Source organism: uncultured Porphyromonas sp. (assembly GCF_905372525.1).
GTDB lineage: Bacteria > Bacteroidota > Bacteroidia > Bacteroidales > Porphyromonadaceae > Porphyromonas.
The window spans coordinates 34,708-54,009 of sequence record NZ_CAJPPN010000012.1 but is presented as its reverse complement, the minus strand read 5'-3'; the positions used below and the strand labels follow the sequence as shown (position 1 = coordinate 54,009).

17 protein-coding genes and 1 pseudogene are annotated in these 19,302 nt (G+C 54.6%); 9 read left to right on the top strand and 9 right to left on the bottom strand.

All coding sequences use genetic code 11. The features are described 5' to 3' along the window. The coding region (locus QZ170_RS03720; protein WP_297177308.1) for a hypothetical protein at window positions 1-193 on the top strand (193 nt) is incomplete at its 5' end. On the opposite strand, the gene QZ170_RS03715 is transcribed toward QZ170_RS03720, so the two are convergent. Beyond that, entirely contained in the window at window positions 184-1,806 is a 1,623-nt protein-coding gene (locus tag QZ170_RS03715) for a malolactic enzyme (RefSeq protein ID WP_297177305.1), read from the bottom strand. The genes QZ170_RS03720 and QZ170_RS03715 overlap by 10 nt on opposite strands. Before the next feature lie 127 nt (window positions 1,807-1,933). After that, window positions 1,934-2,227, bottom strand: a pseudogene (locus QZ170_RS03710) (transposase); the annotation flags it as partial. Between the two features lie 1,014 nt (window positions 2,228-3,241). On the opposite strand from QZ170_RS03710, the gene QZ170_RS03705 reads away from it, so the two are divergent. From QZ170_RS03705 to QZ170_RS03670, 8 genes are all read left to right on the top strand, one after another. Beyond that, window positions 3,242-3,832 (top strand): hypothetical protein, encoded by a 591-nt coding sequence (locus QZ170_RS03705; protein ID WP_297177302.1) that lies wholly within the window; start codon window positions 3,242-3,244, stop codon window positions 3,830-3,832. 18 nt (window positions 3,833-3,850) lie between these two features. Further along, a complete protein-coding gene (locus tag QZ170_RS03700) occupies window positions 3,851-4,786 on the top strand; it encodes a DUF2764 family protein (protein WP_297177299.1) in 936 nt (311 codons plus the stop codon). Between the two features lie 51 nt (window positions 4,787-4,837). After that, window positions 4,838-6,595: a V-type ATP synthase subunit A gene (locus QZ170_RS03695; protein WP_297177296.1), complete on the top strand. Its 1,758-nt coding sequence runs from the start codon at window positions 4,838-4,840 to the stop codon at window positions 6,593-6,595. A gap of 6 nt (window positions 6,596-6,601) precedes the next feature. Then, window positions 6,602-7,924 carry a V-type ATP synthase subunit B gene (locus QZ170_RS03690; RefSeq protein WP_297177294.1) on the top strand — a complete coding sequence of 441 codons (1,323 nt, stop codon included), beginning with the start codon at window positions 6,602-6,604 and terminating at the stop codon, window positions 7,922-7,924. 81 nt (window positions 7,925-8,005) lie between these two features. Then, entirely contained in the window at window positions 8,006-8,659 is a 654-nt protein-coding gene (locus QZ170_RS03685) for a Type 1 glutamine amidotransferase-like domain-containing protein (RefSeq protein WP_005467307.1), read from the top strand. A 22-nt stretch (window positions 8,660-8,681) separates the two neighbouring features. Next, the gene (locus QZ170_RS03680) at window positions 8,682-9,299 is read left to right on the top strand and encodes a V-type ATP synthase subunit D (protein WP_297177290.1); all 618 of its coding nucleotides are present in this window, start codon (window positions 8,682-8,684) and stop codon (window positions 9,297-9,299) included. Next, a complete protein-coding gene (locus QZ170_RS03675) occupies window positions 9,296-11,179 on the top strand; it encodes a V-type ATPase 116kDa subunit family protein (protein ID WP_297177287.1) in 1,884 nt (627 codons plus the stop codon). The genes QZ170_RS03680 and QZ170_RS03675 overlap by 4 nt, the downstream gene beginning before the upstream one ends. A 35-nt stretch (window positions 11,180-11,214) precedes the next feature. Next, window positions 11,215-11,673 carry an ATPase gene (locus QZ170_RS03670; RefSeq protein ID WP_297177281.1) on the top strand — a complete coding sequence of 153 codons (459 nt, stop codon included), beginning with the start codon at window positions 11,215-11,217 and terminating at the stop codon, window positions 11,671-11,673. 84 nt (window positions 11,674-11,757) lie between these two features. Here QZ170_RS03670 and xseA read toward each other — a convergent pair whose 3' ends face one another. The 7 genes from xseA to QZ170_RS03635 all read right to left on the bottom strand — a co-directional run bounded on the left by xseA (window position 11,758) and on the right by QZ170_RS03635 (window position 18,566). Then, a complete protein-coding gene (gene xseA / locus QZ170_RS03665) occupies window positions 11,758-13,212 on the bottom strand; it encodes an exodeoxyribonuclease VII large subunit (RefSeq protein WP_297177278.1) in 1,455 nt (484 codons plus the stop codon). Continuing rightward, a complete protein-coding gene (locus QZ170_RS03660) occupies window positions 13,212-13,682 on the bottom strand; it encodes an Lrp/AsnC ligand binding domain-containing protein (protein WP_297177275.1) in 471 nt (156 codons plus the stop codon). Before QZ170_RS03660 ends, xseA begins: the two co-directional genes overlap by 1 nt. A gap of 403 nt (window positions 13,683-14,085) precedes the next feature. Further along, window positions 14,086-14,478 carry a hypothetical protein gene (locus QZ170_RS03655; RefSeq protein ID WP_297177272.1) on the bottom strand — a complete coding sequence of 131 codons (393 nt, stop codon included), beginning with the start codon at window positions 14,476-14,478 and terminating at the stop codon, window positions 14,086-14,088. A gap of 482 nt (window positions 14,479-14,960) precedes the next feature. Beyond that, window positions 14,961-15,791 carry a M15 family metallopeptidase gene (locus tag QZ170_RS03650; protein WP_297177269.1) on the bottom strand — a complete coding sequence of 277 codons (831 nt, stop codon included), beginning with the start codon at window positions 15,789-15,791 and terminating at the stop codon, window positions 14,961-14,963. Further along, on the bottom strand, window positions 15,778-16,305 hold the full coding sequence (locus QZ170_RS03645) for an SH3 domain-containing protein (RefSeq protein ID WP_297177266.1): 528 nt from the start codon (window positions 16,303-16,305) through the stop codon (window positions 15,778-15,780). The genes QZ170_RS03650 and QZ170_RS03645 overlap by 14 nt, the downstream gene beginning before the upstream one ends. Window positions 16,306-16,400: 95 nt before the next feature. Beyond that, on the bottom strand, window positions 16,401-17,075 hold the full coding sequence (locus QZ170_RS03640; protein ID WP_297177264.1) for a porin family protein: 675 nt from the start codon (window positions 17,073-17,075) through the stop codon (window positions 16,401-16,403). A 3-nt stretch (window positions 17,076-17,078) separates the two neighbouring features. Next, on the bottom strand, window positions 17,079-18,566 hold the full coding sequence (locus QZ170_RS03635; RefSeq protein ID WP_297177261.1) for a LysM peptidoglycan-binding domain-containing protein: 1,488 nt from the start codon (window positions 18,564-18,566) through the stop codon (window positions 17,079-17,081). Window positions 18,567-19,302 lie beyond the last annotated feature (736 nt).

Genomic DNA, 19,302 nt, shown 5'->3' with positions numbered 1-19,302 from the left:
ATCGGGAGCGTGCGGGCTATCCACAATGCTCGCATCCACGATAGCCCCTTGGTCATTAGGGGGCTTGAATTTCAAAAAAAATGCGGAATTACCTAAGAAAGGCAATTCCGAAAGGATTTCTATTCAATTTAAGTTTTACCAGACAGCAATATTTAGCAATATAATATCACTTGTGTATCCCGACTATTCATAACTAGGATACCATTTTATACGCTCAACAGCAGCACGTGCATCAGTAATATTCTCTCTTGTATTCTGATGATCAATAGCATATTGTGCTACCACCTCAGCAAGATGTTGTGAAAAAGAAGTTATTTTGTTCACAGGAGGGAGTACTGCTGCACCAGGTTGTGATGCATTCACAATTCCGCCTAATGCATGCGCTGCAGCTGATAATAGTGATTGATCTACTAATTTTGCAGTAGAAGCTATCACACCTAGTCCTAATCCAGGATACATTAGAGCGTTATTTGCCTGTCCGATAGTGTAAGTTACTCCTTTATAATTGACAGGTGAGCTTGGTATACCAGTAGCGACGAGCGCACGTCCGTCGGTCCATTCTATCAAATTAGAAGCCTTTGCTTCTGCAAGTTCTGTTGGATTTGATAGTGGGAAGATAATAGGACGTTCTGTATGTGCAGCCATTTCCTTCACAATTTCTTCTGTAAATGCTCCTGGACATGTAGAAGTTCCTATTAATATGGTAGGCCGAATAGCACGAACTGCTGCGAGTAAAGTAGGTTGAGGCGCCTGTAAATCACTTGTCGAGCGTGCAAAGAACTGCTGTCCTTCTGTCAAATCAGTCATGTCATCAGTGAGTAATCCCTGCTTATCTACTAAATAAATATGTTGCTTTGCCTCATCAGAAGATAGTCCTTGTTGCATGAACTCTTCGTAAATCTGATGTGCAATACCGGCGCCTGCTGTTCCTGCACCAAACACCATCACACATTGGTTAGTAAATTTCTGTTTTGAGATATTCAGCGCGCCGAGAATACCCGCCAAAGCAACTATACCTGTTCCCTGTATATCATCATTGAATGTTGTAATCTTATTTTGGTAGCGTTCGAGAATGGCCGCTGCATTAGGGCGACCAAAGTCCTCCCAATGAAGGTATAAGTTCGGAAAGAGACGTTCTGCTGTTTCAACAAACTTATCTACAAATTCATGATATTTTTTACCACGGACGCGTTCATGACGATTGCCTAAATAAAGAGGATTGTCGAGCAACTGTTTATTATCAGTTCCCACATCAAGTACTAATGGCAATACCTCATTAGGGTTAATACCAGCCGCTGCAGTATAAACCATTAGTTTTCCAATGGCAATAGCAACACCATTTACACCCCAGTCACCTATACCTAATATGGCCTCGGCATCAGTAACCACAATGAGTTTTATATCTCTTCCTTCTGAAGCATTGCGCAATGATTTCTCAATATCTTCAGGATGGTCAATAGAGAGGAATCCTGCATCCTGTGGCTTCATGAATAATTCGTCGTATTGTCGAATAGCATCTGCAACAACTGGATCATAAACAATCGGCATGAACTCCTCGATGTGTTGCGCCATAAGTGCATAAAACAGAGTGCGGTTGGTATTGAAAAGTGTCATCAAATATACACGTTTCTCCAGATTATTTACCTTTTTCTGATATTCCAGATATGTTCTTTCTATCTGTTCCTCAAGTGTCTGCACAACCGGAGGGAGTAATCCTACGAGATTTAATTTCTCACGCTCAGCCATGCTAAAGGCTGTTCCTTTGTTAACGAAAGGGTTGTTCAAGATTTCATTAAATGTACCCATACTTTCTTGTCTAATCTTTCAGTGTTATATTGTACGTTGTCAAACAAAAGTGCACAACTGCAAATGTAGTTATTTACTCTGATATTTCATTGTTTTATTATCAAAAATTCTTTTGTGCACATTCCATCCCCAAGCGCGTCAGTTCAGCGCGAAAGCGACAGATGGTGCTGTGGTCTGGAGCTGGAAGGCCCATATCCAAGAGGAGGAATTCGCTGAAGAGGAGGGAGTCGTTGATCCGTTCTTCGACTTCGTAATCACTCAGGCCGTACCATGTCTGAAGCAGTAGGATCTTGAACATCATCAAGGCATCATAGGCTGGATTACCTGTGGCGTTCTGGGTCTTTGTATACTTCTTGTTGAGTAGTGTGCGAATACCTCGCCAGTCAACGCATGCGCTAATCTGTCGAAGGAACGAGTGCTTCATGTGGTCGCGACGCACCTGCGTATAAACTTGCAGGAAGCTCGGAGCGGATTCGGTTTGTTTGGTAGGCATAGCTATATGACTGTTTTGGTTATGAAGATGCTAAATATCAGTGATATATGAAGTAACCACAACCCTGTACACCTTTGAATACCGTGCAATGGTCTCATATATATAATGTAGTGTGTGGGGGGCAAGTGATGCTGGAAGGGGGGCAGGGCTGATGCATGATCTCTTGTTTGTATTCAGCCATCTTGGTCGCTTTTGGGGTGCTAATTATGTGTCCCATTGAATCTTATCTGTGTCTCTGGAGCTCCTAGCGTTAGCTCCGAGGAGAGCTGCATACGAGAGCCCTATAAAGGACATACCTAGAGCGATGTTGTGTACACGCGTGTACACAGTTGTATACACGTGGGTATACTGTTGTGTACACACGTGTACACTTTTCCCTCCTAGATAGTAGGTGTATCCTTGGCGCGTTTATGCCTAGAATACAGGTGTTTCTATCTTCGGTGTGTGCTTCTCGATTACTTTGTCTTCGGCCTCTAGTGCTTTCGTACGTCAGCCCTGTGGGTAGTCATGAAGCGCTTCCCGAGAGAGGGCTAGAGGACTCGGTATGCTCCCTAGGGTGGACGCGGTATGTTCGTATCCATCGCCTTACAAGGGTCACGGGTATGAGCATTATATGTCCTATGCCCCCCTCTATCGGTATGCTCTCTAGTGACCCTCTCGGTATGCCCGATGCGGAGGGCGTTGGGAGGGCTGTTCCCCCAAGTGGGGGGGCTCCTTGCTTCCTCCTAACGCTTGGGGTGGAGACGACTGGCCTAGAGAGGGGGATGTCGGAGGGGCAGTCGTGGGGGCTATTCCTCGGTGAATAGTGGACTAGAGGAGACCTTTTGTGGGGGAGTTTCTGGGAGCTATTGCTCTTTGGAATTATTTGCTACCTTTGCTACGACGCTTGGAGGGGCATCCTCTTCCTGCGCCGTTATCGCCGACCAACAAACATAATCAGATATGGACGCAAAGATTCAAGAACTGACGGACAAGATCTACACAGAGGGTGTCGAGAAGGGTCAAGTCGAGGCCAACCGCCTAATCGCGGAGGCAGAGGCCAAGGCTCAGAAGATAGAGGCAGAGGCTAGCCGTCGCGCTGAGGAGATCATCCGCTCCGCCGAGGTACGCTCCGCTGAGCTGAGGAAGAATACCGAGTCCGAGCTACGGCTCTACTCCACCCAGCTCATCGAGTCCCTCAAGAGTAGTGTGGCCGAGCAGATCCAGGGCGAAGTGGCTAAGTCGAGTGTACAAGCCCTCACGACAGACAAGGCCTTCGTGCAGGGGCTAATCCTGAGGCTCGCTGAGCGATTTGACCTCTCCCACGGGCTCGAGATCACGACGGCAGATGCTGATAGCCTCAGAGCCTACTTCACTGCTCATGCCAAGGGACTGCTGGAGCAGGGCGTGACGATCCGTGAAGTGGCTGGTAAGCCGACGGACTTCGCTATCGCACCACGAGATGGGAGCTTCCGAGTACAGTTCGGTGAAGCAGAGTTCGTGGAGCTATTTAAGAGCTTCCTTCGTCCAGAGATGACCAAGATGCTCTTCTAATACCAAGCCGGAAGTGCAATGGCTAAGTACTATGCCCTAGTCTCTGGGTTACCCACCTTAACTGCTGAGATGCAGCGTCCGCCACTGAGTGTGGCGGACTACTATGCCGACCTACAATCCCTACTCACCTCACATGACCGTGCCTATCTGGAGCTCCTACACCTAGAGCAGGAGCACCCTAGGCTCCTAGACTGGGTCCTCAGCCTCTGGGCCGGGGGAGCCTCTGCACGTGAGCTACCAGAGTCTGGGGAGGAGGCGGAGGAGCCCTTTGCCTGCCTACATGCCGTAGTCGATGCAGCGAGCCGTGGGAGTAAGCTACCCAGAGAGCGAGGTGTGCCTGCCTATCAGGCTCACTTCGTCTATGATCTCTTCTTCGTCCCCGATGAGCTGAGTGATGCCGAGGTGCGTACTGCTCGGATCGATGAGATCGGGGAGGATCGCCTCACGCTAGAGAACCTCCTAGCACAGTACTACTATGACTGGGCAGAGCGCTCTAGTAGCTCCTTCCTGAGGGCGTGGTTCCGTCTGAACAAGAATATCCGTAATATCCTCGCCGTCTCCACCTGTCGTCGCCTCGGCTGGGATCCGAGTAGCTACATCGTCGGGGAGGGAGAGGTCGAGGAGCACCTGAGACACTCCCGAGCCAAGGACTTCGATCTGGCTGGGGAGCTCCCCTATCTAGGAGACGTCCTTCGTATCGCTGAGGAGCGGGACATCGCCCGCCGAGAGCGCCTGCTCGACCTAATGAAGTGGCAGTGGATGGACGAATGGACATTTGTCCGTGTCTTCGATATAGACAATGTGCTCTGCTACTACCTCCGCCTCTCGATCCTAGAGCGATGGTCTCGGCTCGACGAGGCAACGGGTGAGCGTACCTTTAGGGAGATCGTCCTCGGCCTCAAGGGCGAGAGCGCACGGGTGCTGCAGGACTTCAAGCGGCGTCAGCACCACTAGAGCGTCAGCACCCTACACAGAACCAAGGAATAAAGAATAGAATACGATAGAATGGCAACAAAAGGTATAGTAAAGGGGGTCGTCGGTAACCTCGTGACCATCGAGGCTGACGGACCCGTGGCGCAGAACGAGATCTGCTATATCACTGTCGATGGTGTCGCCCTCATGAGTGAGGTCATCAAGGTGATCGGTAAGAATGCCTATGCGCAGGTCTTCGAGTCCACCCGTGGTATGCGGATCGGTGACCCCGTGACCTTCGAGGGACACATGCTCGAGGTCACCCTAGGTCCAGGGATGCTCTCCAAGAACTATGATGGGCTACAGAACGACCTCGACAAGATGGAGGGCGTCTTCCTCAGCCGTGGTACCTACACCTATCCCCTAGACGAGGATAAGCAGTGGGACTTCAAGCCCCTAGCTCAGGTGGGCGACCGTGTCGCTAGTGGAGCTTGGCTCGGCGAGGTGATAGAGAACTATCAGCCGATCAAGATCATGGTCCCCTTCACCCTAGAGGGGCTCTATAGTATCAAGAGCATCGCCCCAGAGGGTGCATACACTGTCAAGGATACCATAGCGATCCTCACTGATGAGGCGGGCACAGAGTATCCCCTGACCATGGAGCAGAAGTGGCCCGTCAAGCGACCCATCACCTGCTATGCCGAGAAGCCTCGCCCTCACAAGCTCCTAGAGACTGGGGTGCGTATGATCGACACGATGAACCCCATCGTAGAGGGGGGGACGGGCTTCATCCCTGGCCCCTTCGGTACGGGTAAGACGGTGCTCCAGCACGCTATCAGTAAGCAGGCAGAGGCCGATATCGTCATCATCGCCGCTTGCGGTGAGCGTGCTAATGAGGTCGTGGAGGTCTTCAAGGAATTCCCCGAACTCAAGGACCCCAATACGGGTCGCCCTCTGATGGAGCGTACGATCATCATCGCCAATACCTCCAACATGCCAGTCGCCGCTCGTGAGGCCTCGGTCTACACCGCTATGACCATCGCGGAATATTATCGCTCGATGGGGCTGAAGGTGCTCCTGATGGCTGACTCTACCTCCCGCTGGGCACAGGCGCTTCGTGAGATGTCCAATCGCCTAGAGGAGCTCCCAGGCCCTGATGCCTTCCCTATGGACCTCTCTGCTATCGTAGCTAACTTCTATGCACGTGCAGGCTTCGTCCACCTCAATAATGGGAAGACAGGATCTGTGACCTTCATCGGTACAGTATCACCTGCAGGGGGGAACCTCAAGGAACCCGTGACGGAGAATACAAAGAAGGTAGCCCGCTGCTTCTATGCCCTCGAGCAGGAGCGCGCCGACCGCAAGCGTTACCCCGCCGTCAATCCTATAGATAGCTACTCGAAGTACCTAGAGTACCCCGAGTTCCAGGCCTATGTCCGAGAGCGTATCAGCGCTGACTGGATCGCTGAGGTCAATGAACTCAAGCGTCGTCTACAGCAGGGGAAGGAGATCTCAGAGCAGATCAATATCCTCGGGGACGATGGTGTGCCCCTGGACTACCACGTGACCTTCTGGAAGAGTGAGCTCATCGACTTCGTGATCTGTCAGCAGGATGCCTTTGACGAGATCGACTGCAACTGCTCGCTAGAGCGACAGCACTACATGGTAGACAAGGTGATGCAGATCTGTCGGACAGAGTTCTCCTTCGAATCCTTCACCGAGGTTAGTGAGTATTTCAAGGAGCTGATCAATGCCTTCAAGCAGATGAACTATGCCATCTACCCCAGCGAGGAATTCTCTCGCAACGAGGCACAGGTAGAGGCTCTCGTCGCTCAGCGGACAAAAAACTAAACGACTATGGCAGCAAAAGCATTCCAAAAGATATACACCAGGATCGACAACATCACCAAGGCTACCTGTACGCTACGTGCTACAGGGGTGGGTAATGAAGAGCTAGCCACGATCGATGGACGTCTAGCTCAGGTCGTACGTATCATGGGGGACGAGGTGACCCTACAGGTCTTCGGGGGCACAGAGGGTATCCCTACCAATGCGGAGGTTATCTTCCTAGGCAAGGCTCCCTCACTCCAGGTCGGGCCACAGCTCGTGGGTCGGTTCTTCAACGCCTACGGGGAGCCTATCGACGGCGGTCCCGCTGTCTCGGGTAAGGAGGTAGAGATCGGAGGCCCTAGTGTGAATCCTGTCCGACGAGAGCAGCCCTCTGAGCTCATCGCCACTGGGATCGCAGGTATTGACCTCAATAACACCCTAGTGACTGGGCAGAAGATCCCCTTCTTTGCCGACCCAGACCAGCCCTTCAATGAGGTGATGGCTATGGTCGCCCTACGAGCCAAGAGCGATAAGATCATCCTCGGGGGGATGGGTATGACGAATGATGACTACCTGTTCTTCAAGAATACCTTCAGCAACGCAGGGGCACTTGACCGCATCGTGAGCTTCATCAACACCACTGAGGACCCCTCCGTAGAGCGACTCCTCATCCCCGATATGGCTCTCTCGGCTGCCGAGTACTTCGCCGTAGAGCAGCAGGAGAAGGTACTCGTCCTACTGACGGACATGACGAACTATGCCGACGCACTGGCTATCGTCTCCAACCGTATGGACCAGATCCCCTCTAAGGACTCTATGCCAGGCTCGCTGTACTCCGACCTAGCGAAGATCTACGAGAAGGCCGTACAGTTCCCCGACGGTGGCTCCATCACGATCATCGCTGTGACGACGCTCTCGGGTGGAGACATCACGCACGCTGTACCTGACAATACAGGGTACATCACCGAGGGACAGCTCTATCTGCGCCGAGATAGCAACGTGGGGAAGGTCATCATCGACCCCTTCCGTTCGCTCTCTCGTCTCAAGCAGCTCGTCATCGGTAAGAAGACCAGAGAGGATCATCCTCAGGTGATGAATGCCGCCGTACGCCTCTTCTCTGATGCCTCAGGGGCAGAGACCAAGCGCGAGAATGGCTTTGACCTCACGGACTACGATGAGCGTGCCCTGAGCTTCGCTGCGGACTACTCCCGTGAGCTCCTCGCTATCGACGTCAATATCGATACCGAGCAGATGCTCGATACGGCATGGCATCTCTTCGGTCGGTACTTCCGTCCAGCAGAGGTGAATATCAAGCAGTCCCTCGTCGATAAATACTGGCCTAAGGCCTAAGGGAGCTCGCGACAGTATGTTGGCCCACGGGGAGCCTCCGCTCCCTATAGGTGTGGCTGGTAGAGTCAAATAGTACAGAGAATGAACCCAAATATCTTCCAGAGAATGAACCCAAATATCTTCCTTTTCCTCTGCTCCTCTTTCGCCGATGTAGCTCCTCTACTAGAGCAAGCCTGCCCTATGGAGCTACGGGAGAAGGTCGTCACCTTTATCCCCACAGCTAGCATCCCGGAGTCCTATACGGGGTATGTCGGGCTGGGGCGAGAGGCCTTGGAGCAGCTGGGGCTGAGGGTCGAGCCCTTGGATGTCGCAGAGGCTTCGGCCGAGGAGATTGAGGCCTCGCTCTCTCGGGGGGATCTTATCTACATCTCGGGAGGCAATGCCTTCTACCTCCTTCAGGAACTGAAGCGTAAAGGTGCGGATAAGCTTATCCAGCGGGAAATAGAGAGAGGAAAACCTTATATAGGCGAGTCGGCAGGGTCGGTGATCCTGGCACCTAGCATCGAGTATGTTCAGCTAATGGATGAGACCCAGGCGGCTCCTGAGCTGACCTCCTTCGCTGCACTAGGCTTGATCGAGAAGTATCCTTTGCCGCACTACCGGTGCTTCCCCTTCGTCGAGATGGCGGAGACTGTGCTCGCTACGTATGGTGGCCGACTCTCTCTCGTACCGATCACGAACCACCAGGCTATAATCGTCCGGGGTCGAGAGCTCACCATCGTGACTAAGGAATAACTAGGTAGCCATCAAACGTCTTATGGCGATACGATTTCAATACAACAAGACCTCGCTCCAACAGCAGGAGAAGGCACTGAAGATGCGCGTACGCACCTTGCCCACGATCAAGAGCAAGGAGAGTGCCCTCCGGCAGCAGGTCAAGCAGACGAAGACCGAGGTCGAGCGTCTGGAGGTGCAGCTCGAGGCTGAACTCCTCCGCTACCAAGGGATGGCCAGACTATGGGGAGAGTTTGACTCCAGCCTCATCACGGTCAGCCATGTCGATCTCTCGATGAAGAAGATCGCTGGCGTCCTACTCCCAGTCCTCGGGGAGATCCACTACGAGGTACGTCCCTTCAGTATCTTCAATGCCCCCAGCTGGTGGGCGGAGGGCATCGAGCTCCTCAAGACCCTCGCTACGACGGGTATCGAGGCAGAGTTCACCCGCCTCAAGATGGAATACCTAGAGCATGCCCGTAAGAAGACTACTCAGAAGGTAAACCTCTTCGAGAAGGTACAGATACCGGGCTATCAGGATGCCATCCGAAAGATCAAGCGTTTCCTCGAGGACGAGGAGAGCCTATCCAAGGCTTCGCAGAAGATCATGCGCTCCAATATGGAGAAGCGTGCACTCAAGGAAGGAGGTGCTGCCCTATGATCCAACCAATGAATAAGTATGCCTTCCTCATCTTCCACCGCGAGTATGAGGCCTTCCTCGGAGAGCTCCGCTCCCTCGGGGTCGTCCACGTACAGGAGCAGAAGCAGGCCAAGGAAGTAGAGGAGCTACAGCAGATCATCCGTGAGCGGGCACACCTCTCAGAGGTGCTCCGTGCCCTACGCCCCTACGCTACGGGCAAGGCTCCTGAGACCACGGAGGGTACAGAGACGACGGAGGGCAAAGCTACCCCGATCTCGTCGTCCCCGACTGCTCAAGTACTCCGCAGTGAGGAGGAGGGACGCCAGCTCATCGCAGAGGTAGAGGCACAGCTAGCTCGCCTCGCTACTCTCCAGGAGCAGAGGAACGCTCTCAGCCAAGAGGCTCAGGAGGTATCTCCTTGGGGGCAGTTCTCTACCCAAGGGATCGCTAGGCTCTCGGAGGCTGGCTATACACTCAGCTTCTTTGCTCTAACCGTGTCACGCTTCACCGAGGACTTCTGTCAGAGCCACGACGTCGTCTCGGTGAGTGAGCGCTCGGGCAAGGTGTACTTTGTCCTCCTTCATCTCTGTGGTGAGTCCCCCGAGCTCCCAGAGGCTGAGTGCCTTCACCCTCGGCGGAGTATCGGGGAGGTAGAGGCTGAGCTCCAGGCTACGGAGAAGACGATACAAGAGGTACGAGGACAGCTCTCTTCCTCTGTCCCCCACTATGAGGAGGCTCTGCAGAGCTATGATGTGATGCTAGAGAACCGACTGACCTTCGGCACAGTACGTCTGCAGGGGGATGCTCTGGCAGACGAACGTCTGATGCTCCTAGAGGGATTTGTACCAAGCGACCTAGCTCCGAGCTTCGAGGCTGCACTTCAGGCTCGTGGGTACTACTTCCGTCAGATCGACTTCGATCCTGAGGTGGAGCGAGTACCGATCCAGCTCAAGAACAATGCCTTCACCCGTAGCTTCGAATTCATCACAGAGCTCTATTCGCTACCCAACTATCAGGAGATCGACCAGACGTACCTCATTGCTCCCTTCTTCATGCTCTTCTTTGGGCTGTGCTTCGGGGATGCAGGTTATGGTCTAGTCTTGCTCGCCGCCACTACACTAGTCCGTCTACGGAGCAAGGGACCCGTCCCTAGCATCCTGACACTCCTGCAGTGGCTCGGAGCGGGAGCCTTCGCTGTCGGACTCATGATGGGGGGTATCTTTGGGATCGAACTCCCCTGGGCACATAGCCCTGTGAACATCTTCAGCCAGGAGAAGATGATGACGACCTCGGTAGTCATCGGGATCATTCAGGTGCTCCTAGCTAAGGCTATCGGAGCGTACAAGAGGGGACGACAGCAGGGCTGGCGCTACTCCCTCTCTGGCTTTGCTTGGGTGCTCCTACTCTCATCGGCAGGGCTTGCCTACGCCCTGCCGATGGCGGGTGTTATACTTCCCATGAGCGTAACCTATGCTCTCTACGGGCTCGCTGGACTCTCTGCCCTTGTGGTCTTCTTCTACAATAGCCCAGGCAAGAACCCCTTGGTGAACTTTGGCTCTGGTGTCTGGACGACCTATGAGACGGCCTCGGGGCTCCTAGGGGACTCTCTCTCCTATATCCGTCTCTTCGCTATTGGGCTGACAGGGGGGATCCTGGGGGGAGTCTTCAACCAGCTAGCCCTATCGTGCGTCCCCGCCTCGGGGAGTGGTGCCTCGGTGGTCGCTCATGTACTAGGCTGGCTCTTCGCCCTAGTGATCCTTGCCCTAGGGCATGGGATCAACTTCGGGATCGCTATGATCGGAGCCTTTGTCCATCCACTGCGTCTGACCTTTGTAGAGTACTACAAGAATAGCGAGTTTGAGGGCGGAGGTAGAGCCTACACCCCTTTTAGGCAGAAATAAGAACAACATAAACCCACATTAACTTAAGTAAGATTATGAATGAGATGTTATCTTTCCTCGGCATTGCGCTGATGGTAGGTCTGACAGGTATCGGTAGCAGTATCGGTGTGACGATCTGCGGTAATGCTACCGTTGGTGCGATGAAGAAGAACCCCGACGCTCTAGGGCAGTACATCGGGCTCTCTGCACTCCCTAGCTCACAGGGGCTCTATGGCTTCGTCGGCTTCTATATGACCAAGGGAGTACTCAATAAACTACTGGCTGCGGGTGCTATCTCTACCTTTGCTGCCTGGGCAATCTTTGGTACAGGGATTATCCTCGGGGTGGTAGGTGCCTACTCGGCTATCCGCCAGGCGCAGGTCTGTGCTAACGGTATTCAGACGATCGGGAATGGGACGAATGTTTTCAGTGCGACGATGGTGATGGCCGTCTTCCCTGAGCTGTATGCGATCCTTGCGCTGCTGGTGACGATCCTCACGGTGCTCTCGCTCTAGCCCCCTACCATATAATATAGCGACGAGGCGGCGGTGTAGTCTACGGACTGCACCGCCGCCTCGCTTTGGCTACTAGTGGGGGGATTACTGCTCGACAGTCTCCTGATCCGCTACACCAGCCTCGTGCACTCGGACAAGTCCGCTATAGGCTTCGCTCTGGATGGACTGGGCTAGGGTATGGACGACCCCGTCATGGAAACGTAGCTCGAGCGCTTGGCCTACAGAGATGGAGCTACTCGAGGTGAGGATAGCCCCGTGGGAAGAGACGATACTGAAGCCTCGCCTGAGGATGTTGTCGGGATGGGAGAGGCGGATAGCCTGTTCCCAATGACTGAGCTGCGTACGCTCTCGGTCTAGACGATGGGTCAGCAGTAGAGGAAGAGGTGCTGTGAGGCGGATGAGGCTGTGCTTCATCTCTTGTATCCGATAGCGGAGGCTGGAGGGGATGCGCTCTACCTGCCGGCCGAGGGTGTGTCGTGCGTGCTGTAGATAGGTCTGTGTGCCTAGCTGTAGCCGAGCTCGTAGGCGCTCACCCAGCCGAAGCTCACGCTCGAGGTGCTCTCGTGGAGCGAGCTGTAGTCGGGTGATCAAGCCCTGCAAGGCCAACCCACGGCCTAGGGAGAGCCTCTGTAGGAGCTCGGGGAGGCGTCGCTGTATCTCCTGTAGCTGGCTGAGGAGTACTACCTGACTATCGATGAGGAAAGCTGCTACGGCTGTCGGGGTCTTGAGGGACGTATGGGCGATAAGGTCGAGGACGGACTCATCTCGCTCATGTCCTATCCCAGAGATGATGGGTAGAGGATACTGAGCGCAGACCTCGCACAGACGGTATTCGTCGAAGGCTCGGAGCTCACTCACAGCTCCCCCTCCACGGATGATGACCACGGCGTCGAAGTGCTCACGGTGTCTATCGATACGATCTAAGGCCGCCAGCACACTCTCGGTCGTGTGCTCTCCCTGCATCTGGGCGGTGAAGAGTGCGGTGTAGAAGGGTACACCATAGGCATTGTCATGGAGCTGGCGCACGAAGTCCCCATATCCAGCTGCGGTGGCTGAGGAGATGATCGCGAGACGCTGTAGGGGACTAGGCAGGGGGAGCCCCTTGTTCATGTCGTAGAGCCCCTCCTTGCGTAGCCGAGCGAGGGTCTCTAGTCGTAGCCGAGCGATCTCTCCCAGCGAATAGCTTGGGTCTATATCGGTGATCTGTAGGCTCAGCCCGTACTGCTCGTGGTAGGATATACGGACGAGTGTCAGGATACTCATCCCGGAGGAGAGCTGTCCGATACCACTACGTACGAAGCGACGCTGTATCTCGGCATAGACTGATGCCCAGATAACCCCACGGACACGGGCTACGATCTCTCCACGGGCACCCTTCTCTAGGAGCTCCAGATAGGCATGTCCCTGTAGCCCTGATTGGCGTAGGTCGCTCACCTCTGCTCGCACCCAATAGCACTGGGGGAAGGAGTGCTCTAGACAACGCCTTACCGAGCCAAGGAGCTCCGATAGGCTAAAGGAACGTGGGGTCTCGGGCTCCACTATAGGGGTACCTCTGTGGGGATATGGATACTCCGCTCGAAGCCTACATCTAGGGAGATGAGCGTCTCGGTAGCGATGACGCCAGGGATCCCCTGGATCGTCCCGTTGAGGATGCGCATGAGGTCATTGTTATCCAGTGCATAGAGCTTGACCATCAGCGTGTATGGCCCTGTCGTGAAGTGGCACTCCGTGATCTCGGGGATCTCCTTGAGGCGCTCGGCCACCTCCTTGTAGAGCGAGCCCTTCTCGAGCTTTACACCGACAAAGGTACACGTATTATAGCCTAGTTTTCTAGGATCTACATGGTACTTCAGCGAGGTGATCACGCCGCTCTCTATCATCCGCTGCAGTCGCTGATTCACCGAGGAGCGAGAGCTGTTCTCTCCCTCAGCTACGTCACGCAGGGGGACGCGGGCATTGGTCGTGAGTCGCCTGAGTATCTTTAGATCCAAATCATTTAGCTTCTTCATTGTGGGTAGGTACTTTCGTGACATCTATTCTACAAAAATAGTAAACTTTCGTGGATACAAGCCTCTATTTTCTCCCTTAGTATGGGGCTTAGTCTGTGAGTCTTCTCATCTCAGGTGCAAGGGGGGGCTGATTGGGGAGGCGATAGTCGCCCGGCCTATACAGAAGGGGAAGGAAGCGTTCGTTGCCTCGGCTGAGGGTACTTCACCCATTTCACTGAGTGAATAGCTGGTGTGTGCTTAGGGTAACGTCCTCCTTAGGCCTGGTGTGTTGGTGTGTCTTGCCTCGGTCTCGTTGAGGTCTTGTCCTGGGCTCCTCTCTATGCGGATGTACCCCTTTTTAGTGTGAGGGGTAGCGTATAGGGCGACGAGCCTAGGGGGATGAGCGTGCCTCTCAGGCGAGCTCCTACTGTGCGCTCTCCTGGTTCATCTGTGCACGGGTGCGTCGCCAGAAGGCTAGGAGCTCCGTGTGATCCCCCTCGGGATAGTTCCCCTCGAGGAGCTGGATGACGAGCTCGATCCCCTCACGGCTACCTCGTTCGGCGGCTACCTCAGCATAGTAGAGTGCCGTGTCGTAGTCTACGGGGGGACGCTTAGGGTTCATGCACTGCTTGGCCAGAGAGAGGAGGGACTCTGCGGAGATATTCTCTACTCGTTCGGTCTGCTCGATAGCCTCTAGGGTGGGATAGGTTGTGTATCGGGTCGCCTCGTGGTCGGGCGTGTGGAGGCCTTCTTGACTAGATCGTTGGGCTCCCTGACCTCTGAGCCACTGTAGGAGCTGCGTGAAGATGTTTGCCATTACCTTGATGTTTTTTAGTTCGTGATCCTACTCCCTCATGGTTACCCGTGTTACTGGTAACCCATCTTTCTTACTACAAATTTATAAAGAAAAACGATATGTTCTACTCTATTTTAAGCTTTCCGTGTCTTATTGTCTCGTTTTTAATAAGGTTGCCTATTTCTTGTTTATTTGTTGATGTGTACGCTGTGTTTATAAAGTTGTTTTCGTATGGTGTCGGAAAATTAAGTGGATGTGAGGTTAATCCGAGGGGAATAACCTTATGAATAAGAAGCCACGATGTCTCCAGGGGGGCATATCCGTTCTACTCAGAGAGCCTATAGCCCCGTTGCATCCAGTTAGGTGGGGTATAGGGTGGGGCGGGAATGGCCTGCAGGCTGAGGGGCGGACGATAGAGTCGGAGAAAGCCATAGAGGCTACCCTCAGCACATAGGCTGGAGGTGGCCTCTATGGTTACTTTGTCTAAGTCGTAGGCTGAGGGACTACTTCTTACTCCAGGGGAAGAGTGCCCGAGCTCTAGGAGTCTCTACGCCTCCCACATAGTCCGCGATCACTCTGAGGGGGCCAGCCGTCTCCGACCCAGTGAAGCCAGTGATGTCCTGCTCACCGATGTGGTCGTGGTAGTACTGGAGGTAGACTTCGGCGGCTGGGAGGTAGGACCAATGCCACTTCTCCAGCTCGTAGCCTGGACGTCCACCCGTCTTCTCGGTGAAGACCTGAGCGAAGCCGTATTCGTGACCATGCCGGCAGAGCCACTCATACTCGGCCTTTCCCCGGCCTGTAGCGAAGTAGGAGTTCTCGAGATTGTTGATGTCGATGTCCGTCCCCCAGTGGTGGCGGGAGGTCATAGGCATGGAGCTGTAGAGGAGGATGTCTCGGGCACGCTCCTCGGGTGCCCCCTTGCGGGTACTCCACTTACGCTCCCAGATCCCCTTCTGCTGCTCGAAGGTACGTGTTCCAGAGAGTGCTCTGAGGGTGATTCCTTCCTGGGCTGCAGCCTCGCTCATCGCCTCGAACTGGTCGGCGACGATCCGCTGGAGGTAGATCTGACGGGAGGGGACAGAGTACTTAGAGCCCAGCTGGCGGAAGTGTGGGTTTCTCACATAGGATACCCTACCTGTCACCAGGGCGCGACTCGCTGGGAGGAAGGTCTTCGCCTGCGTACTGTCTGAGCCCGCTGTCGCTGACGTGGCCGTCTTCGGAGCTTGTACCTTGCTCCGTTTGCCCCGAGGTCTCTGCCCGTAGAGCGTCCCTAGGCTGAGCATGAGGAGAGCGAGGAGGGCTGGGCCGAGGAGTCGCTTAGTCTTCTTCATAGACCACGATAGAGTCTTCTTCGATATCCTCGCCCAGATCGATGTAGCGGGCTAGTACCCAGGCTCGTTGCTTGCTCTTCAGCGTCTGTACGTAGTACCAGAGCTCGTTGGTGATGGTCTTGACCGAGGAGCGGTCAAGCTTGGCATGGCCCCTGAGCCCAGCATTGACATAGGAGACGTGGTAGACATCTGCGTCGGGATCGAAGGCGAGTAGTACTACTGCCTTACCCTTAGGGAGGGTGAAGCGGTATTCACCCTCCTGGGAGTAGAACTTAGCGTCCTTGAGGAGGATTGCCTCGATCCTATCGCTGTTGGTCTGTGATCGCTTGAGGACGAGGACGGCATCCCCTTTCTGTAGCTTGCCTACGACCTTGGACTGGACGGAGGGGGAGCTACGCATATTGACGTTGGCAGCATTGACGTAGCCTGTCTTGTCACTGCTCTGGGCATGAGCACTAGCTCCTAGGCTGAGCAGGAGGCCTAGGGCTAGGAGGTGCTTTCTGAGAGAGTTCATAGGGATCTTAGTATTGATATGAGTTGTTCGACGCCACCCATTCCTCCCCCTCGTGTGAGGTCGGATCAGGGTGTACGTATAGCTTTCGTGAAGGGTCAGAAGGTGAAGAGGTAGCTAAGGAAGCCCCCAAAGCGTACCTCTGAGGACTGGACATAGGTCTGGGTGTTGGAGCGGTCGGTATCCCAGATGTTGCCGAAGCCGTAGACGAAGCGTCCCTCGAGCTCTATTCGGTGATGAGCCCCGAGCCCGATACTAAGGCCCGGCCCTCCGCCTAGCCCCCAGAAGAACCGACTCTGTAGCGCCTTGGCGTGGCGCACGAGGTCTGTTGCAGACATATTGGCCTCTCCTGTAGCGGTGCTCCGCTCCGAGAGCGCATAGCCAACAAAGGGTCCAGCATTGACGAAGAGGCGCATGTTACGCTCTCCGAGGTAGAGGTGCGCCATCAGAGGCGTCTCCAGATAGGTTAGGTCTCGCACGTAGCTCGTGGCAGCGGCGTCATACTTCTCCCTCCATCCCGTCTGTACCGCATTGACCTCCAGCTGAAGGGAGGCGCCACGCTCCACATCGTAGCGAAGCTTCATCCCCAGCATAGGCCCTAGGTGTAGCCGCTGGCTGACTGTAGGGACAAAGGAGAAGCGACTCGCCAGGACACCCCCATGTACCCCGAGGGAGAGCCTCTGATGAAAGGCTGGCTTCGCGGTCTCCTGAGCCCCGAGGGATAGCGGGGGGAGTAATAGGAGAAAGAGAGATAGTAGGGTAGCTCGTCTCATCGGTTAGATTGATTCGCGCTGGATAGAACCTGAGCTACTGTAGGTGACCATATAGAAGCGGGTATTGGTATACACCCCCTCCTGGGTAGGCTGTAGGAATAGGTCGAGCTGTAGCCCGCTGTAGGGGGTCGTGTTGCTCGTGACAAAGCCCTTGCCGTAGGTCGCATAGGAGCGGATGAAGTAGCGGGCTAGGTCATAGCCCAGTACGCTGTACTTGGGGTAGGTGTTGTCGATCTTGTGACCAAACCAAGTATTGTACTGGGTGAGGAAGTCCTTAGACTCCGAGCTCGTAGGGTCGAAGAAGAAGGAGGTATAGATCGTTGCATTCAGTCGGTGTAGGCTCTGCTGGAAGGGGCTTCCGTAGCTCTGCCACTGTGGGTAGCCGAAGAGTGTGATCCCCGAGGTACGCTCCCCGATGAGGTTTATGGTCGCCTGGGCGAGTGCCTGGTTAGCCCCTACAGGGACGACGACGATGTTACTCCCGAGGTTCGTAGGGCTATCGCTCCCGATGGTGATGGTACGGGCGGAGATGCCAGCCTTCTTGAGGGCAGGGCGAAGCTTGGTGACAAAGGGCTCCTCCGTGTCGCCCGCTCTACGGGTGAAGACGACTTCACGCCCCTTGTAGCGCTGTAGGAAGAAGGGGATCGTACGCTCGACGATATCTGTCGAGTGGGCATTGGCTAGGATGATACGGCCAGCCCGTGGGGTGAGGCCATCTATACGGCTGAAGGGGACGACGTAGTAGCTGTAGCCCGAGGCCTCTGCTATGGCACGTATCTGGAGCTCGTCGACGCCCCCGATCACGAGATCCTTGTCCGCAAGCTGCCCCGTGGCGATATAGCTCTGTAGTGCCCCGACGTTGGGGACATCGAGGGCTGTGAGCTGGATGGAGATACCTGCACGCTTGAGATCATACATACCGAGTAGGAACCCTTCGTAGAACTCTATGTAGCGTCGCCCCTTCGTCAGGGGTAGGAGGATCAGGACACGTGTCGGGGCGGAGGCTACTCGGCTAGCGACGGAGTCCACCCGGTGCTCGGTCTCTCTCGTCTCCTCGGCTTCGCTACCCTGCTCCCGGCGAAGGGGGATATTGAGCTCCATGCCCACCTGTACGTTGGCGGAGGTCACTCCAGGGTTGGCACGGAGTAGGTCACTGAGCTCGATCCCGTAGATCTTGGTGATGCGATAGAGGGTCTCTCCAGCCTCCACTCGGTGCTTTTGCATGCGCTCCTGTACCTTCAGGATGTTTGTGGTGGTGTCGGTCGGGATGAGGAGCTTGTCTCCGACCTTGATCTGTCTCTTGGCCCAGGGGTTGAGCTCGTAGATACGCTCCACCGAGGTATTGTACCTGCGGGAGATACTATAGACGGTCTCCTCGCGCTGTACCTCGTGCTCCCGCATTCGCCGAGAGCTCTGTGCGAAGGCCTCCACGCTGAGGGAGAGGAGGAGGGCTAGTAGGATACTGATGTGATATCGTCTCAGATGAGTCATGAGTCGTATGATGATGTTGTAGCGAATACTTACTACCGTAAAGCTATGCAAAGTTACGGAAACGAGGTCACATATCTCTGATGCGAGTCGTGCTCCCCAGCGCTGGCACCCGATCCCGCTCGGCATACTCCACGCTTTGGCTCTACGGAGATGTTGCTTGGTGTCTCCTAGAGCCCAAGCCGTACCTCTGCCCTCTGGGTGGTGACGCTGATGGGGAGTATGTGCGAGAGAGCCCTATCGAAGCGTGCAGAGGGAGCCCTACGGGGAGATACTTAGAGCGTGCTAGTGTACACGTGTGTACACTATGATGTACTCACGTGTACACAAAGGTGTACCCACGTGTACACTTTTCCTCTCTAGGTAGCAGCTGTCTGCCCGGTACACCTATATTTAATGTATAGATGCTACTCTCTGTAGTCCGAGCTTCCCAGCCACTTTGCCTACACCCCTAGGGGGTTCTTGTATGAGCCCTAGGCTATTCCTCGCTAGGGGTGGTGTCGGGTTGTGCTACCTCGCCTTCACTTGGTTATCTCTGAGAGGGGATAGCTCAGCCTTCCTCCTCCTAGGCAATACCCTCTATCCCCAGCATGCAGCGGGGATAGAGATGGATATGCCGAGAGGTCTTGTACGACCCCGCTGGGGGGCTCCGATCGCCTCGCCTAGGTGATAGTGGTGTCTATCATAGGGGTTCGGGTGCATTCCTGATAGGGTTCGACCTCATCCGTCCAATATGCCT

Bases quoted from the DNA above. Each gene is read 5' to 3' on its own strand.
- QZ170_RS03690 (WP_297177294.1), top strand. From the start codon at position 6,602: ATGGCAGCAAAAGCATTCCAAAAGATATACACCAGGATCGACAACATC.
- QZ170_RS03635 (WP_297177261.1), bottom strand. From the start codon at position 18,566: ATGACTCATCTGAGACGATATCACATCAGTATCCTACTAGCCCTCCTC.
- QZ170_RS03700 (WP_297177299.1), top strand. From the start codon at position 3,851: ATGGCTAAGTACTATGCCCTAGTCTCTGGGTTACCCACCTTAACTGCT.
- QZ170_RS03685 (WP_005467307.1), top strand. From the start codon at position 8,006: ATGAACCCAAATATCTTCCAGAGAATGAACCCAAATATCTTCCTTTTC.
- QZ170_RS03670 (WP_297177281.1), top strand. From the start codon at position 11,215: ATGAATGAGATGTTATCTTTCCTCGGCATTGCGCTGATGGTAGGTCTG.
- QZ170_RS03695 (WP_297177296.1), top strand. From the start codon at position 4,838: ATGGCAACAAAAGGTATAGTAAAGGGGGTCGTCGGTAACCTCGTGACC.
- QZ170_RS03660 (WP_297177275.1), bottom strand. From the start codon at position 13,682: ATGAAGAAGCTAAATGATTTGGATCTAAAGATACTCAGGCGACTCACG.
- QZ170_RS03645 (WP_297177266.1), bottom strand. From the start codon at position 16,305: ATGAACTCTCTCAGAAAGCACCTCCTAGCCCTAGGCCTCCTGCTCAGC.
- QZ170_RS03650 (WP_297177269.1), bottom strand. From the start codon at position 15,791: ATGAAGAAGACTAAGCGACTCCTCGGCCCAGCCCTCCTCGCTCTCCTC.
- QZ170_RS03655 (WP_297177272.1), bottom strand. From the start codon at position 14,478: ATGGCAAACATCTTCACGCAGCTCCTACAGTGGCTCAGAGGTCAGGGA.
- QZ170_RS03705 (WP_297177302.1), top strand. From the start codon at position 3,242: ATGGACGCAAAGATTCAAGAACTGACGGACAAGATCTACACAGAGGGT.
- QZ170_RS03675 (WP_297177287.1), top strand. From the start codon at position 9,296: ATGATCCAACCAATGAATAAGTATGCCTTCCTCATCTTCCACCGCGAG.
- QZ170_RS03680 (WP_297177290.1), top strand. From the start codon at position 8,682: ATGGCGATACGATTTCAATACAACAAGACCTCGCTCCAACAGCAGGAG.
- QZ170_RS03640 (WP_297177264.1), bottom strand. From the start codon at position 17,075: ATGAGACGAGCTACCCTACTATCTCTCTTTCTCCTATTACTCCCCCCG.
- QZ170_RS03715 (WP_297177305.1), bottom strand. From the start codon at position 1,806: ATGGGTACATTTAATGAAATCTTGAACAACCCTTTCGTTAACAAAGGA.